Source organism: Lacinutrix gracilariae (genome assembly GCF_042684485.1).
Taxonomy (GTDB): domain Bacteria; phylum Bacteroidota; class Bacteroidia; order Flavobacteriales; family Flavobacteriaceae; genus Oceanihabitans; species Oceanihabitans gracilariae.
Window position 1 is genome coordinate 680,990 of record NZ_JBHULM010000011.1, and the last position, 15,911, is coordinate 696,900.

Genomic DNA, 15,911 nt, shown 5'->3' on the forward strand with positions numbered 1-15,911 from the left:
ACAAGAATTTCCTAAAATAGTGGTTCTATATTTAAGTTCTGAATTAAACAAAATACAATGGAGTAAATAGTTTGAATAAAGCCCTTTAAAAAGCTCTTCTGTGGTATGTGTGTTACTAAAAAAACAAATCTATTTTTACACAAAAAAGCAAATACCAAACAATAAAATAGCTTTTATAAATTACCTACTCACTTTCACTTTCGGCATTTTCACCATTAGCAAATTTACGTTCTAACTCTGCTTGAAACTCTTCCATAACAGGACGCACTGTACTTTCTGGTAAGTCTGCTATTTTAATATACATTAAACCATCTACAGCGTTATTAAATAAAGGATCTACATTAAAAGCTACTAGTCTAGCATTTTGCTTAATGTATTTTTTAAGCAACACAGGAAGACGTAATGCTCCTGGCTCTACCTCATCAATAATTTTATCAAACTTGTTTAAATCGGCTTCTGCTTCATCAAAAACAAAATCTTTATCTGCGTCTTTTAGTTTTACTTTAAACTCTTTTTTAGGATGCACATATTGCGCAATATAAGGATCATAGTAATTCGATTTCATAAACTCAATCATTAAAGATTTTGAGAAATTAGAAAACTGATTGCTAATACTTACACCTCCTATTAAATATTTATGCTCAGGAAAACGCAAGGTGGTATGCACAATACCTTTCCAAAGTAAAAATAAAGGCATTGGTTTTTGCTGGTAACTTTTAATAATGAAGGCTCTTCCCATTTCTATAGACTGGCTCATCATTTTATGCAATTCTGGCTCAAACCTAAACAAGTCTTGTAGGTAAAAACCATCAATACCATATTCTGCAAATATTTTAGAACCTAGACCCATTCTATAGGCTCCTACTAATTTGTTGGTTACATTGTCCCAAAGAAACATGTGGTGGTAATAATTATCAAAATCATCTAAATCAATAGCTTCATTAGTACCTTCACCAACTTCTCTAAAAGTTATTTCACGCAAACGACCAATTTCATGTAACATGTTAGGTATTTTGTTTGCTGGAGCTAAAAAGACTTCATAATTTTTACTTTGTAACAGCCTTAAATCTTCCTTTCGTAAAGCATCAACCTCTTCTATTATAGACTCCATATTTACAGGAGTTACAATACGTTTAGGCGACTTTGTTTGTGTTTTTAAGGTGTTAGATAGGTTGTCTAATATTTTAGGTTTATCTTCAAAAGCATGAGACAACATATAGGTTTTCTTTCTTAAAAACTCTGAAAAATTCTCAATAGTAGTATGCTCTTTTTGGTCTGCTACACTAATTGGTTTTCCTATTCTAACCTTAATAACTCTACGTTTTTGCGTTAAAAGCTCTGAAGGTAATTTAGCGGTTCTAAAAGTATCGCTAATTTTAGAAAGCTTATAAAACAACTTAGAGTTTTTGGCATGAAAATAAATAGGAACCACAGGAACTTCTGCTTTTTTAATAAGCTTAATTGCTGTTTCTTCCCAAGGTTTATCAACTACTAATTTACCATCTTTATAAGTAGAAACTTCTCCTGCAGGAAAAAGCCCTAAAGGATGTCCTTCACGCAAATGCATAATGGCATTTTTAAAACCTGCAACGCTAGATTTTACATCTTTTCTGTCTTCAAAAGGATTTACAGGCATGATGTAAGGCTTCATTGGCACAATACGATGAAGCAAGAAGTTTGCTATTATCTTAAAGTCTTTTCTTTGTTCTAGCATAAGCTTTAAAAGCAAAATACCATCAATACCACCAAGCGGATGGTTAGAAACAGTGATGTAAGCACCATCTTTTGGCAAACGTTTTAAATCTTCTTCTGGAATTTCAAATTTTATCTGGAATTCTTCTAAAATAGCTTCTAAAAAAGGTAAGTCTTTTAAGTTTTTATTGCGATTATAGATCTTATTTAAGGTAGAAATTTTTAAAACTTTCATAAGTAACCAACCACAAAATGTACCTATAAAACCATACTTATCTACATGTATAGCCTTTGCTACTTCTTTTGCTGTTACTAGACTCATAATTGTTTTTTTATGCTGATTTTTTTTCAGTAACTTTTTTAAAATTACATCAATTTATAAAGATACTGAATCAAGTTCATTACCTAATCGCAAATGTAATAAATGTTTACTTAGTAACAATCTGTGTTGTTGCTTGTGTTACTTGTTTTAATAGTACAAATTTATCTTTTTCTAATTGGCTAACAACTTGCTCATTACTGTGCCTAACAGTATATAAAGACACGTTTTCATTGTAAACCACTCTAAATTTTGCCTTTAAATGCTGCAGTAATTTATCTAAATTATCATAATTATTTTCTATACAAACAGAAAAACTAATTGCCGAGTTTTGTATCACTCCTACTTTCATTTTATACAGGTGAAGCAAGCTAAATATTTCGCTAATATTTTCTTCTACTATATAAGAAAAGTCTAAAGAAGAAAGCGAGATTAAAACCTGGTTTTTCTTTACAATAAAGCAAGGTATATTAGGCTCTAAATCTACACCTTTACTAACAACAGTACCTGCTGCTTCTGGGTTTAAAAAAGATTTAACGTATAAGGGAATTTCCTTTTTTTGTAAAGGTTGTAATGTTTTTGGGTGTATTACAGAAGCGCCATAAAACGCTAATTCTATTGCTTCTCTATAAGATATTTTGTTTAGCAATTGTGCGTTTTCAAAATAACGAGGATCGGCATTTAAAACTCCAGGAACATCTTTCCAGATGGTTACACTTTCTGCATTTAAACAATAAGCAAAAATAGCAGCTGTGTAATCGCTTCCTTCTCTTCCTAAAGTGGTCGTAAAATTATTAGCATCACTACCTATAAATCCTTGAGTTATGTGTAAAGTATTGGCATTAAAATTAGCACTAATCTGGTTTTTGGTAGTTTCCCAATCTACATTTGCTCTTCGGTAATAGTTATCTGTTTTAATAAACTCTCTTACATCTAGCCACGTATTTGTAATTCCTTCTTGATTAAAATAAGCACTAATAATGGTTGTAGAAACTAATTCGCCATAACCAATAGTTTGATCATACACGTAATTATAATCTGGTGATTTATTGGTTTTAAAAAACGCATTTAATTCATCTAACAGAGTGTTAATGGTATTAAAAACAGGATGATTTTCACTAGTAAATAAATCTAATAAAATTTCATTGTGAAACTTTCTAACCTCCTGAATAGAACTCTGTAATGCTGCTTTATTATTAAAATAATTATCTATAACCACCTCTATAGAATTGGTGGTTTTACCCATTGCAGAAATGACTATTAAGGTATCCTTATAGCCTACTTTTTGTATGGTTTTTACTAAGTTTTTTACACTTTCTGCATTTTTTACAGAGGCTCCTCCAAATTTAAAAACTCTCATATATTTTTTAAATAGTTTTGAATGCCTTCAGCATCTAGCTGCACTACATCCCAATCTCTAAGTACCTTAGCTCCTTTTTTCTCATAAAACTTTATAGCAGGTTCGTTCCAATCAATTACTTCCCAATTGATTCTTCTTGCGCCAAGTGAGTTTGCATAGATAACAACTTGATTTAAAAGTAAAGTACCAAGACCTTTTCCTCTATATTTATTACTCACTATTAAATCTTCTAAATGTATTATTTTACCTTTCCATGTAGAATATCTATTATAAACCAAGGCAATACCTGCAATTTCATTATTATATTCTGCTACAAAGCATTTAAAAACAGGGTTTGCACCAAAACCGTCTTTCTCTAAATCTTCAACCGTAACTTCTACTGCATCTGGTTCTTTTTCAAAAACGGCAAGTTCTACAATTAAATCTAAGATTTGTTTTGCGTCTTTTATTGTTGCTTCTCTTATAATAAAGTCCATATGTTAATTTTAATTTCAAATATAGTTTAAAGCCATTAAATTTTATGCATTAAATGTAAACGATAACGTTGTAGTTTCTTAAAAAATACGATATTTGTAAAAACCTTAAAAAGCTATTATGTCTAGAACAAAACAAACATTAGGAGAATTTATTATAGAAAACCAAACCTCTTTTAAATACACTTCTGGAGAGTTATCTAGACTAATAAACTCTATTAGGTTAGCTGCAAAAGTAGTTAATCACGAAGTAAACAAAGCAGGATTAGTAGACATTATTGGAGCAGCTGGAGATGTTAATATTCAAGGAGAAGACCAACAAAAACTAGATGTATATGCCAATGATAAGTTTATACAAACGCTAACCAAGCGTAACATTGTTTGTGGTATTGCTAGTGAAGAAGAAGATGATTTTATTGCTATTAATAGCCAAGATGAAAACAACCAAAACAAATATGTTGTATTAATAGATCCGTTAGATGGTTCTTCTAATATTGATGTAAATGTGTCTGTAGGTACTATTTTTTCTATCTATAGAAGAGTAACTCCTGTAGGAACTCCTGTTACTATAGAAGATTTTTTACAAAAAGGAGAACAACAAGTTGCTGCTGGTTATATTGTTTATGGTACTTCTACCATGATTGTTTATACCACTGGAGATGGTGTAAATGGCTTTACTCTAAATCCAGCAATTGGTACTTTTTACTTATCACATCCTAATATGCAATTTCCTTTAGATGGTAAAATTTACTCTGTAAATGAAGGTAACTATGTACATTTTCCCCAAGGCGTAAAAAACTATATTAAATACTGCCAAATGGAAGAAGGAGATAGACCATATACTAGTAGATATATTGGTTCTTTAGTTTCCGATTTTCATAGAAACATGATTAAAGGAGGTATTTACATGTACCCTAAAAGTTCTAAAAATGAAGAAGGTAAATTGCGTTTATTATATGAATGTAATCCTATGGCATTTCTAGCAGAACAAGCTAACGGAAAAGCAAGTGATGGTTTTAACAGAATTATGGAAATTCAACCAACAGAGCTTCACCAACGCGTTCCTTTTTTATGCGGAAGTAAAAATATGGTAGAAAAGGCAGAAGAGTTTATGCGAAAAGCTTAAAATTTAATAGCCTAAGCCATTCTTTTTTTCATTACTTTTGTTATTACCTTTTTTAATAAACAGTTATATTACAATGGCTAAAGAAAAACATATAAACAATACTACTTTAAATAATAGTCCTGATATTGAAGCTTCTTCAAAAATTGATGCTATAAAACAGCTTATTTTTGGTGAAAACATGCAGGCTTATGAAAGTGAGTTTGAAGCTGTAAAAAATGACATTCTTTCCAAAAAACAAGAATTAGAGTCGTTAATTGATGAAGTAAGAAATGAATTACTTCAAAATATTGACAACCTAAGCACAGACATTAACATAAGAATTACAGATCTTGAAAATTCTTTTAATGACAAAGCAGACCGTCTTGACGAAAAGAAACTAGACAGAAAATTATTTGGTGAAATGCTAATGAATCTTGGAGAAAAAATAAGTAAGTAATCTAAATTACTACAACTTATGAATCAAGAAGATAAACTTAAAATACTCAAAGACATCTTACTTACGGATGAGAGAGAGTATGCCTTATCGATTCATGAAAAAATAAAAACTCTTGAAGATACCATAAACCAAAAACCCAATTTATCTGAAAAAGTAGACCCTATTATTCAAGACAAACTCAATGAGTTTGTTCAAGAAATGCCAAAAACATTAGGTCCTACTATTACACAAACCTTAAAAACAGAAATAAAAAACTCACAAGATGCAGTTGTAGAAGCATTGTACCCTATTTTAGGTAGAATGATAAAAAAGTACATTCAAAATGAATTTGCAATGCTATCTGAAAAAATTAATAAGCAAGTAAATAATACGTTTACTTTTAAAAGTTTTAAACGTAAAATTAAAGCAAAAGCCACAGGTGTAAGCGAAGTAGATTTAATTATGCAAGAGCAATATGCTCCTAGATTAAATCAATTTTTGGTTATTGAAAAAGGTTCTGGCTTATTAATTTCTAAATATTCAAGAACAGATGATATAGATGAAGATATGGTTGCAGGAATGCTTACTGCTATTAAGAGCTTTGTTGAAGATGCATTTAAAAAAAACAACCAAAATCTAGAACTTATTGAATATGAAACTTATAGTATTTATATTCAAAATTTTTCTTCTTATTATATTGCAGTTGCAATTTCTGGCATATTTAATGCTAGTCATAAAAGTAAATTAGAAGATAAATTGTTACACTTTGCCCAAAACGAAATAAACAAAACCGACTTAAAGAACACAGAATCATTAACTAAAAAATTAAAAGCATATTTTGCTAATGAGTATTTCTAAAAAAATTATTTTATTAGGTCATTTCGGAGTTGGTAAGTCGTCACTAATACGACGTTTTGTAGAAGACACTTTTACAGACAATTACAAAGTAACTATTGGTGTACATATATTAAAAAAAGAAGTAAACATATCTAAAGAAGAAGCCGTCTCTTTAATTATATGGGATTTAGAAGGTAATGATGATATTACTAATACTAGAGCTTCTTATATGTTAGGTACTAGTGGTATTATTTATGTATTTGACCTGTCTAGACCAGCTACATACAAGCAACTTGAAAGTGATATAAATTATATTAAAACAAACTACCCAAATACACCTGTTAAAGTGGTAGGAAACAAAAAAGACTTAGTAACTAAAGACTTTTTAAAAGAAAACAACGACAATTTTAAACCGTTTGTCGATTTTTTTACAAGTGCTAAAGCAAATACTAAAGTTAATGATCTATTCTCTACATTAGCTAAAGAACTAATACATTAACAAAATGCTTTCAGAATACAAAACAGTTCACCAAAAAGCTATATATCAATACCTTATAATAGATAGAGATGGAGTTATCATAGAGTCTGATGATACTTTTTTTGCTAATATACATTCGCAAAACATTATCACTTTACATCCATTTTTTTATAGTATTGCAAATTTATTAGACACAAAAAAAGACCAAGAGCTTTTATTTTCATGTATACATTTAGATACAGACAATAAAAGTATTATAGCAGACATAACACTTAAAACGTTTACAAAAGCAAACCCGCTTTTAATCATTCAAGATTTAACACAACACTATAACAATTACCAGTTAACCGCTCAAAGACGAAACGAATCTGTTATTACTTCACAAATTCTTGAATTAAAAAACAAGTACTTAATAGAAAAAGAAGAGTTTAAAAATACGTTTATCGCTAATTTTAGTCATGAAATTAGAGAACCTCTTTCTGGTATAAGTACCTTTGTAGATATTTTAAACAAAACCAACTTAAACGCAGAACAAACTGATTATTTAAATATCATTAAAACATCTTCAGACCATTTAAAACACATGATTGAAGATATTTTAGATATTTCTAAAATAGAAGTTGGGAAACTAAATCTTATAGAAGAGTCTTTTAATACTTCAGAATTTTTAGAAGATATTATTTTCACTTATAAAGTAAAAGCCGAAGAAAAAGGACTGTCTTTTAATAGTAGTATTGAAGACAAATTACCAAATTTCATCATAGGTGATCCTTACCGATTAAAGCAAATTCTAGGGAATCTACTAGATAACGCCATTAAGTATACCAATAAAGGAAACATCACTTTAAATATTTCTTTAAATCAAATAAGAGCAAACAAAGCCAATATTCATTTTGAAATTATAGATACAGGTATTGGTATTGAAGAAGAAAATTTTGAAAACATTTTTACTAGCTTCACACAAATAAATCAAAACCATAAAATTAAAGGTACTGGTTTAGGTTTAGCTATTGTTAAAAATCTAGTAGAATTAATGCATGGTAACATTGCTGTGGATAGTGATTTTAATAAAGGCACATCTATTTCTTTTAATTTAAGTTTTAAATTAGACGAATCTTCAAAAAACAAAAAAGTAAAAAAGGTACAAAACGTACATGTTGAAGAAAACGAAAATAAAAAACACAACGTTCTACTAATAGAACACTCAGAAATTACTCAACTTTCTGTACTTAAAATATTAGCAGCTCAAAAAAAGTATTTTTTAGATATTGTTTCTAATCCTGAAGATGTAATACCTATTTTAAAAAATCAAAAAGTAGATATTATTTTAATGGATATTAACTTACCAAATAAAACTGGTGATGTTCTAGCGCAAGAAATAAGACAACTTCCTGAAAAAGAACTTAAAAAAATACCTATACTAGCTTTAACAGGAAAACTATTTCCTGAAGATTTAAAACGCTATAAAAAAGCTAAAATAAATGATGTTATTAGAAAACCTTTTAACGAAAAAAGTTTACTAAGAACTATTCATAAATACTTAAAATAAAAAAAGGCGAACTATAAACAGTTCGCCTTTTGTATTCTATAAAAATAAACAATTACTATTTATTCATTGTTTTAATTTCTTCCATAAAAGTATCTAAATCTACTTTATTACTAACTAAAGAAAGCGCTTTATCTACCACGTACTTTACGTTATCTGGAGAAAAACCTAAACCAACAGCTATTTTACGTAAAACTAAATCTTCATGTTCTCCTTCAATATGGTCTACATAAACCATTCTTGCTAAATCATACAAACGTTCTAAACGTCTATCGTAAGTAGTTGGCGGATTAATATTATGAGATGCATAATCTTTTAAAATTATAGCATAATTCCCTTCACTAATATCTAAATTTCTAGCTAAACGATCTAAAAACGCTTTTTCTTCATCAGAAATAACACCATCTTCCATTGCAACTCTTACAATTGAAGCAAAATGATCTTCATTACGCTTTTTAAACCCACTATCAAATAAATCTGAAATTGACATATATTCTTTTTTTTTAGTATGGCAAAGATAATTAAACAAAACACTTTTTAAAACATTATTATTAGCTTTTTTCAAAGCCTTAAACCACATTTTTAAGCAGGTTAAATGTTCTCTTTTAAAGCCTATTTGGCTCTTTAAGTAAACTAAAAACAAGCATGCATTATATAATGCAAAAAAAAAGGATGTATCTATGGCAAAAAAAACTCTAATACTTATCTTTACCCAAAACTATATTTAGGTGAGTAAAACACTTCTCTCGCAAACCTACGCACAGTCTTTGCAAACGCAAAAACTGCAAAATGCTATTGCCAAAACTCAAGCAAAAACACATATAAAAGGGCTTGTTGGTTCTTCTCTTTCACTTGTTATTGCCCAAAACTTTAAACAAGCAGAAAAACCATTCTTACTTATTTTTAACGATAAAGAAGAAGCAGCCTTTTACCTCAATGATTTAGAACTATTACTCAATGATAAAGATGTACTCTTTTATCCTGGTAGTTACAGAAGACCATACCAAATTGAGGAAACAGACAATGCTAATGTATTACTACGTGCAGAAGTTTTAAACCGAATAAACTCGCGTAAAAAACCTGCTATAATTGTTACCTATCCAGATGCTCTTTTTGAAAAAGTAGTCACGCGTAGAGAACTAGAAAAAAACACCTTAAAAATTACGGTAAATGACGATCTATCTATAGATTTTGTAAACGAAATACTGTTTACCTACAAATTTAAACGTGTAGATTTTGTTACAGAACCTGGTGAGTTTTCGGTAAGAGGAGGTATTGTAGATGTGTTTTCTTTTAGTAATGATGAACCTTACAGAATTGAGTTTTTTGGTGATGAAGTAGACAGTATTCGCACCTTTGATGTAGAAACACAACTCTCTACAGAGCAAATAAAAAAAATTAACATCATACCAAATGTTGCTAATAAGTTTTTAGAAGAAAGCAGACAGAGTTTTTTAAAATACATTGCACAAAAAACCGTTGTTTTTACCAAAAACACAGACTTAGCATTCTCTAGAATAGATAGCCTTTTTGAAAAAGCTGTAGAAGCATTTACCAAGCTTTCTACTGGAATAAAACATGCAAAACCTACAGAATTATTTTGCAATACTACACTGCTAAAAAACCAACTTTTAGAATTTAATATTGTAGCCTTTGGCTCTACTCCTGTATTATCTAGTACTACAGATGAGGCAGCTGAAACCATAGAGTTTAAAACAACACCTCAGCCAACTTTTAATAAAAATTTTAACTTACTTATAGATAACCTTAACAGCAATCACAACAAAGGTTTTACTAATTATATTGCTTGTTCTAGTGAGCAACAAGCAAAACGTTTTCATGATATTTTTGAAGATGTAGAGCAAGAGGTACATTACAAAACTATTGTATTATCCTTGTTTCAAGGTTTTGTAGATCATGACCATAAAATAATTTGCTATACAGACCATCAAATATTTGAACGCTACCACAAATTTCATCTTAAAAATGGCTATGCTAAAAAACAATCTATAACCTTAAAAGAACTTACAAATCTAGATATTGGTGATTATGTAACACACATAGATCATGGAATTGGTAAGTTTGGTGGATTGCAAAAAATAGACGTTGAAGGTAAAAAACAAGAAGCCATTAAATTAATATATGGCGAACGCGATATTTTATATTTAAGCATTCACTCTTTACATAAAATCACCAAATTTAATGGTAAAGATGGTAAACCACCTAAAGTATATAAACTAGGAAGTAAAGCTTGGAAAGTTTTAAAACAAAAAACAAAATCTAGAGTTAAAGAAATTGCCTTTAATCTTATTAAAGTATACGCAAAGCGAAAACTAGAAAAAGGCTACCAATACAATCCAGATTCTTATTTACAATTAGAATTAGAAGCTTCTTTTATTTATGAAGACACACCAGACCAAAGCTCTGCCACTGCAGATATTAAAGCAGATATGGAAAGCGAAAGACCAATGGACAGATTGGTTTGTGGTGATGTTGGTTTTGGTAAAACAGAAGTTGCTATTCGTGCCGCTTTTAAAGCTGTAGATAACGGCAAACAGGTAGCTGTTTTAGTACCAACTACCATTTTAGCTTACCAACATTACAGAACCTTTAGAGAACGTTTAAAAGAATTTCCAGTAACGGTAGATTACCTAAACCGTTTTAGAACTGCAAAAGAAAAACGCGAAACACTTGAAAAACTAGAAAAAGGCCATGTCGATATTATTATTGGTACACACCAACTAGTAAACAAAAATGTAAAATTTAAAGACTTAGGATTACTAATTGTAGATGAGGAACAAAAGTTTGGTGTCGCTGTAAAAGAAAAACTAAAAACATTAAAAGACAATGTAGATGTTTTAACCTTAACAGCAACTCCTATACCTAGAACGCTTCAGTTTAGCTTAATGGCTGCAAGAGATTTATCGGTAATTACCACTCCTCCACCAAACCGTTATCCTATAGAAAGTAATGTTATTCGCTTTAGCGAAGAAAGAATTCGTGATGCTGTAAGTTATGAAATTCAACGTGGTGGACAAGTATTCTTTATTCATAACAGAATTGAAAACATCAAAGAAGTTGCTGGTATGATACAACGTTTGGTTCCAGATGCTAAAATTGGTATTGGTCATGGACAACTAGACGGAAAAAAACTCGAGCAATTAATGCTTGGTTTTATGAATGGCGATTTTGATGTTCTTGTGAGTACAACCATTATAGAAAGTGGATTAGACGTACCAAATGCAAATACCATTTTTATTAATAATGCCAATAATTTTGGACTTAGTGATTTACACCAAATGCGTGGTCGTGTTGGTAGAAGCAATAAAAAAGCATTCTGCTATTTTATAACTCCAGAATATTCTGCAATGTCTACAGATGCTAGAAAACGTATGACTGCTTTAGAGCAATTTACAGAACTTGGTAGCGGATTTAATATTGCGATGAAAGACCTTGAAATTCGTGGTGCTGGTGATTTACTTGGTGGTGAACAAAGCGGATTTATTAGTGACATTGGTTTTGATACCTACCAAAAAATATTAAACGAAGCTATTGAAGAGCTTAAAGAAAAGGAGTTTAAAGATTTATATCAAGACGAAGGAAAAGAAAAAGAATACGTTAAAGATATTACTATAGACAGTGACTTTTCGTTACTTTTCCCTGATGATTATGTTAATAATATTACCGAAAGATTAAACCTATACACACAACTTAATAATATTAAAAACGAAGAAGAGCTCATTACTTTTGAAAAACAACTTATAGATAGATTTGGCGAGTTGCCAACACAAGTTGTAGATCTATTAAATACAGTGCGAATAAAATGGGTTGCTACCAAAATAGGTCTTGAAAAAGTAGTCCTAAAAAAAGGAAAACTTGTAGGTTATTTTATTAACGACCAACAGAGTGCTTTTTACCAAAGCGCAGGCTTTACTAAGGTATTACAATACATACAAAAAAATCCGCAAGCTTGTAAAATGAAAGAAAAAAACACCAGAGCTGGCTTAAGACTATTACTTACTTTTGATAAAATACATTCTATTGAAAAAGCTTTAACTGCTTTAAAACCTATTTTGGCATAACGTTTGAAATACTTTTGAAAAAAAACCAATGATAATGACTAGAAAATTACTTTTTTTACTCGCTTTATTACCAAATATATTATTAGCACAACATACCATTAAAGGTACATTTTCTCCTGCTGAAGATTATAAATTTGCCATTCTTTATAAAGTAACACCAAAGACTTCTATCTATGTAAATAATGCAGAAATAGATAGTATTGGTAATTTTCAATTTAAACTAGATAGCACAGTAACCAAAGGCATGTACAGAATTGTATATGCATTACCACAAGACGAATACAACTTTGATTTTATTTACAATGCTAAAGAAGATATAGAACTTACTTTTAATTTAAACGAAGGCGCAAAATACATAAAGTCGCAAGAAAACAGATTGCTTAATGCATACACCCAAAGTTTACAAACAGTAAGCAAAAGCATTAATGATTACTACGCAAGTAATAACCAAAACAGTACCGAATTTAAAAAAGTATTTGGTGTTCTAAGCAAAACACAAAATGAATTTGAAAAAGCATCAGAAGGCATGATAGCATCACACTTTATAAAAGCTAGTAGGCCATATATTCCAACAGAAATGGAAGATGCACAGACTTTTTCAAAAAACATAAAATCTAATTATTTTAGTAATATAGATTTTAGTGATACCGTTCTACAAAGCTCAAGTTTTTTAATGGAGACCGTTTTAAACTACGTCTTTACTTTTTCAAACCCAAAAGACAACAACCAAGGATATAAAGACAGTATAGACATAGCTAATTTTGCAATTGGTGAAAATCCAGAAGTTAAAGAAACCATTATAGAAGTGCTTTTTAATCAATTTGCAGAAAATAATAATGAAGAGCTTGCTAACTATATTTTAGAAAAATATTTATTACCTATTGCCAAAGCGAATAAAGACAATGATTTAATAGAAAAACTTACGGTATTTAAAAACACATCTATAGGTGCACTTGCGCCAAACTTTAATTTTGAAATCACCAAAAACAATAAAACAGAACAAGTTGCACTGTATGATTTTATAGAAGCTACACAATATGTAGTAGTGTTTTGGAGCAGTACTTGCTCACATTGTTTAGCAGAATTGCCAACGTTTCATAAATACGTACAAAGCTTAGAAACAGGAAAACTTAAAGTAATAGCTGTTGCCTTAGAAGATGACTTTTACAGATGGAAAGAAAAAACCTATGATTTCCCAGAATTTATTCATGTTTACGGAGAAGGAAAATGGCAAAACCCTATTGGTGATGCCTATGGTGTTACTGCTACTCCAACCTACTTTATTTTAGACAGCAACAAGAATATCATTGCTAAACCATATGATTTTCCTGCTTTAGAAGCCTATTATAAAGAACATCCTATAATAGTAGAAAAGGACAAAGAACAAGTTGATGATTAATTAAAAATCATTTCAATTATTGTAGATAGAATGCTACTATACATGTAATTCTAGCTTTAATGCATTAAATAACCAAATTATTAAATGCTTACATGGTGTTTCTGGTTACACACAAATTCAAGAGTAACTAAAAAAACACGCCTAAGCCATAGGCTATTTTCTTTTAAACCTAAAACACTAGTATCTTTTTTCGGCAGCTAAACACTTTATCAAAAAATCTAATTAGCGTATCTTTGCAGCTTAATAAAGTCATATAATTATGAAAGAAAATAAAATGCTAATTTATATAAATGAAGTTTTAAAAAATATGCCAGCAGGTTGGTTAAGTATAACAACCCATAGGCTAGATATTTATGACGAAAAATTAGCTAAAGTTCAATTTCTACAAGAGTTTGAATCCTTATTTAATAGTAATAATTATGATGCAACTGCTTTAAATGCATTACCAACTGCGTATGACTATATTCGTTTAGGGCATCCTTTATCTTGTGTTCTTGAATGGGCAATTGCTAAATTACAGCATGTAAATGCACAAAATGTAATTAGTTTTGATTCTAAAACAATTCCTGTTTTAGCTATTCTTAGAAAAAACCTATTCCAAAATAAAAAAACACAAATTCTATACTCAGGAACCTTACCAACCTGTTTTGATGTTCAAACAATACAAGAAGTGTATGGGTATCATTTTGAGCTAAAGCAAATAGAAAAGGGTTCCGAAATTCCTGCTTTTGATGGTAGCACCATTTTTATTTCTGAAGAACATAATATTGGTGATTTTAATCTACATGCAAATATTGATTTTCACATTCAACTGCATGCACATCTAGGAAGTATTTTAGTAGTAAATGGTGAAGAAAATGAAGATTATATTTCAGATATTCAACATGTACGCAGAAGAGAAACCATTGCTATGACTCCTGCAAATGCACTTATTGCCTTAAAAGCATTAACAGCACAAACTACTTTTGATGTTAATACAACAACTGTAGAGCCTAATAAAAAACTGGTAGTTCAAGCAATAAATAAGGTTACTAATACCAATACCAAAGCACTAGTTGCTTCAAGTGGTTTATCGATACAGTATGCCATTTTAATGGGCTTAATTCATGATGCCTTAGAAAACCATAAAGGCAAAACCATTAAAATTATTGTGCCACCAAATTGTTATGGTGGTACCAATGACCAAGCAAGACGTGTTGCTGCTTGTCTAGACAATGTAGATATTGTAGATTTACTAGTAGATGGTGATAATGATATGGTACAAAGTATTCATAGTGTTTTAGACCAAATTGCTAGTCAAGACGCTGTGCCATATATTATAGCAGAAATACCTACAAACCCAAGAGTAGAAGTTCCTAATCTTTTAGAACTACAAGAAGCATTAACCAAACAACGTAAAACACCAACTGGTGAAATTGCTATAGATCCTGTTTTTATTTTAGACCAAACTTTTTGTCCTAATGTACATTTTTTAGGAGAAGAAGACATTCTTTCTTCGGTAAGAACCATTTCTTTTGCTAGTGGCTCTAAGTTTCCTAGTGGCGGAAAATGTACTGCTGGATATTGTGTAGGAAACCAAAAAACCATTGCTTTAATAGAAAAAATAGAAAAGCATTTAACGCTTTGCGACAATGAAGCTACAGCCTTACAATATGAAATATTAGCAGAACAATTACCTTCTATGAAGCAGAGAATTATAGATGCCTATAAAAACACTAGAGCATTTGTAAACTTTATTCATGAAACCTTACCAGAAGCTAAAATTAATTTTGTTTCCGAAGAACTAGCAGAACAAGGCTTTACGCCATCTGTTTTTTCATTAGACCTTCCTACTAAAGGAAATACAGACGAAGAAAAAGAAGCGTATAAAAGAAAGCTTAATTTAAAGCTAATACACTTAATGATTTCTCAAATTCCTAACGAAAGTAAATTTTGTGTTAGTTACGGACAATTAAAAGGGTGTTATTGGACCATTCCTGCAACCTCTACACAAGGAACCACAAAAGAAGGAGATAAAGATTATATTGTTCGTGCATCCCTTTCACCTAATCTAGATTTAGAAATGCATAAAAAAGTGTTTTCAGAATTTGTAAAAAGCATATAGCTAAGTAGCAATTTAATGTTACAACAATTACTGCTAACCACATAGAAACAACTTAAAAGAACAGGTTTTTATTAAACTTG

The 15,911-nt window shown here is 30.2% G+C and carries 12 protein-coding genes; 8 read left to right on the plus strand and 4 right to left on the minus strand.

Annotation, left to right across the window (positions count from 1 at the left end; genetic code table 11):
* Positions 1-184: 184 nt before the first annotated feature.
* The 3 genes from ACFSSB_RS10130 to ACFSSB_RS10140 form a co-directional block, all read right to left on the minus strand.
* A complete protein-coding gene (locus ACFSSB_RS10130) occupies positions 185-2,014 on the minus strand; it encodes a GNAT family N-acyltransferase (protein ID WP_379903792.1) in 1,830 nt (609 codons plus the stop codon).
* Between the two features lie 106 nt (positions 2,015-2,120).
* Positions 2,121-3,371, minus strand: a complete 1,251-nt coding sequence (locus ACFSSB_RS10135) for an aspartate kinase (RefSeq protein ID WP_379903795.1) — start codon at positions 3,369-3,371, stop codon at positions 2,121-2,123.
* Positions 3,368-3,847, minus strand: coding sequence for a GNAT family N-acetyltransferase (locus ACFSSB_RS10140; protein WP_379903797.1), 480 nt, complete (start codon positions 3,845-3,847; stop codon positions 3,368-3,370). Before ACFSSB_RS10140 ends, ACFSSB_RS10135 begins: the two co-directional genes overlap by 4 nt.
* A 118-nt stretch (positions 3,848-3,965) precedes the next feature.
* On the opposite strand from ACFSSB_RS10140, the gene fbp reads away from it, so the two are divergent.
* From fbp to ACFSSB_RS10165, 5 genes are all read left to right on the plus strand, one after another.
* Entirely contained in the window at positions 3,966-4,970 is a 1,005-nt protein-coding gene (fbp, locus tag ACFSSB_RS10145) for a class 1 fructose-bisphosphatase (protein WP_379903800.1), read from the plus strand.
* 73 nt (positions 4,971-5,043) lie between these two features.
* Positions 5,044-5,406, plus strand: a complete 363-nt coding sequence (locus ACFSSB_RS10150) for a fructose 1,6-bisphosphatase (protein WP_379903802.1) — start codon at positions 5,044-5,046, stop codon at positions 5,404-5,406.
* A gap of 18 nt (positions 5,407-5,424) precedes the next feature.
* Entirely contained in the window at positions 5,425-6,243 is an 819-nt protein-coding gene (locus ACFSSB_RS10155; protein ID WP_379903804.1) for a cell envelope biogenesis protein OmpA, read from the plus strand.
* The gene (locus tag ACFSSB_RS10160; RefSeq protein WP_379903806.1) at positions 6,230-6,721 is read left to right on the plus strand and encodes a Rab family GTPase; all 492 of its coding nucleotides are present in this window, start codon (positions 6,230-6,232) and stop codon (positions 6,719-6,721) included. The genes ACFSSB_RS10155 and ACFSSB_RS10160 overlap by 14 nt, the downstream gene beginning before the upstream one ends.
* A 4-nt stretch (positions 6,722-6,725) precedes the next feature.
* Positions 6,726-8,249 (plus strand): ATP-binding response regulator, encoded by a 1,524-nt coding sequence (locus ACFSSB_RS10165; protein WP_379903808.1) that lies wholly within the window; start codon positions 6,726-6,728, stop codon positions 8,247-8,249.
* A gap of 55 nt (positions 8,250-8,304) precedes the next feature.
* On the opposite strand, the gene ACFSSB_RS10170 is transcribed toward ACFSSB_RS10165, so the two are convergent.
* Positions 8,305-8,736, minus strand: coding sequence for a TerB family tellurite resistance protein (locus ACFSSB_RS10170; RefSeq protein ID WP_379903810.1), 432 nt, complete (start codon positions 8,734-8,736; stop codon positions 8,305-8,307).
* 238 nt (positions 8,737-8,974) lie between these two features.
* On the opposite strand from ACFSSB_RS10170, the gene mfd reads away from it, so the two are divergent.
* The 3 genes from mfd to ACFSSB_RS10185 all read left to right on the plus strand — a co-directional run bounded on the left by mfd (position 8,975) and on the right by ACFSSB_RS10185 (position 15,831).
* On the plus strand, positions 8,975-12,328 hold the full coding sequence (mfd, locus tag ACFSSB_RS10175; protein ID WP_379903812.1) for a transcription-repair coupling factor: 3,354 nt from the start codon (positions 8,975-8,977) through the stop codon (positions 12,326-12,328).
* 34 nt (positions 12,329-12,362) lie between these two features.
* On the plus strand, positions 12,363-13,727 hold the full coding sequence (locus ACFSSB_RS10180) for a TlpA family protein disulfide reductase (RefSeq protein ID WP_379903814.1): 1,365 nt from the start codon (positions 12,363-12,365) through the stop codon (positions 13,725-13,727).
* Between the two features lie 259 nt (positions 13,728-13,986).
* Positions 13,987-15,831, plus strand: a complete 1,845-nt coding sequence (locus tag ACFSSB_RS10185) for a cystathionine beta-synthase (RefSeq protein WP_379903816.1) — start codon at positions 13,987-13,989, stop codon at positions 15,829-15,831.
* Positions 15,832-15,911 lie beyond the last annotated feature (80 nt).

What these genes read in the sequence shown, in the direction of transcription:
- ACFSSB_RS10130 (WP_379903792.1), bottom strand. Translation starts at nt 2,014, where the DNA reads ATGAGTCTAGTAACAGCAAAAGAAGTAGCAAAGGCTATACATGTAGAT.
- ACFSSB_RS10135 (WP_379903795.1), bottom strand. Translation starts at nt 3,371, where the DNA reads ATGAGAGTTTTTAAATTTGGAGGAGCCTCTGTAAAAAATGCAGAAAGT.
- ACFSSB_RS10140 (WP_379903797.1), bottom strand. Translation starts at nt 3,847, where the DNA reads ATGGACTTTATTATAAGAGAAGCAACAATAAAAGACGCAAAACAAATC.
- fbp (WP_379903800.1), top strand. Translation starts at nt 3,966, where the DNA reads ATGTCTAGAACAAAACAAACATTAGGAGAATTTATTATAGAAAACCAA.
- ACFSSB_RS10150 (WP_379903802.1), top strand. Translation starts at nt 5,044, where the DNA reads ATGGCTAAAGAAAAACATATAAACAATACTACTTTAAATAATAGTCCT.
- ACFSSB_RS10155 (WP_379903804.1), top strand. Translation starts at nt 5,425, where the DNA reads ATGAATCAAGAAGATAAACTTAAAATACTCAAAGACATCTTACTTACG.
- ACFSSB_RS10160 (WP_379903806.1), top strand. Translation starts at nt 6,230, where the DNA reads ATGAGTATTTCTAAAAAAATTATTTTATTAGGTCATTTCGGAGTTGGT.
- ACFSSB_RS10165 (WP_379903808.1), top strand. Translation starts at nt 6,726, where the DNA reads ATGCTTTCAGAATACAAAACAGTTCACCAAAAAGCTATATATCAATAC.
- ACFSSB_RS10170 (WP_379903810.1), bottom strand. Translation starts at nt 8,736, where the DNA reads ATGTCAATTTCAGATTTATTTGATAGTGGGTTTAAAAAGCGTAATGAA.
- ACFSSB_RS10180 (WP_379903814.1), top strand. Translation starts at nt 12,363, where the DNA reads ATGACTAGAAAATTACTTTTTTTACTCGCTTTATTACCAAATATATTA.
- ACFSSB_RS10185 (WP_379903816.1), top strand. Translation starts at nt 13,987, where the DNA reads ATGAAAGAAAATAAAATGCTAATTTATATAAATGAAGTTTTAAAAAAT.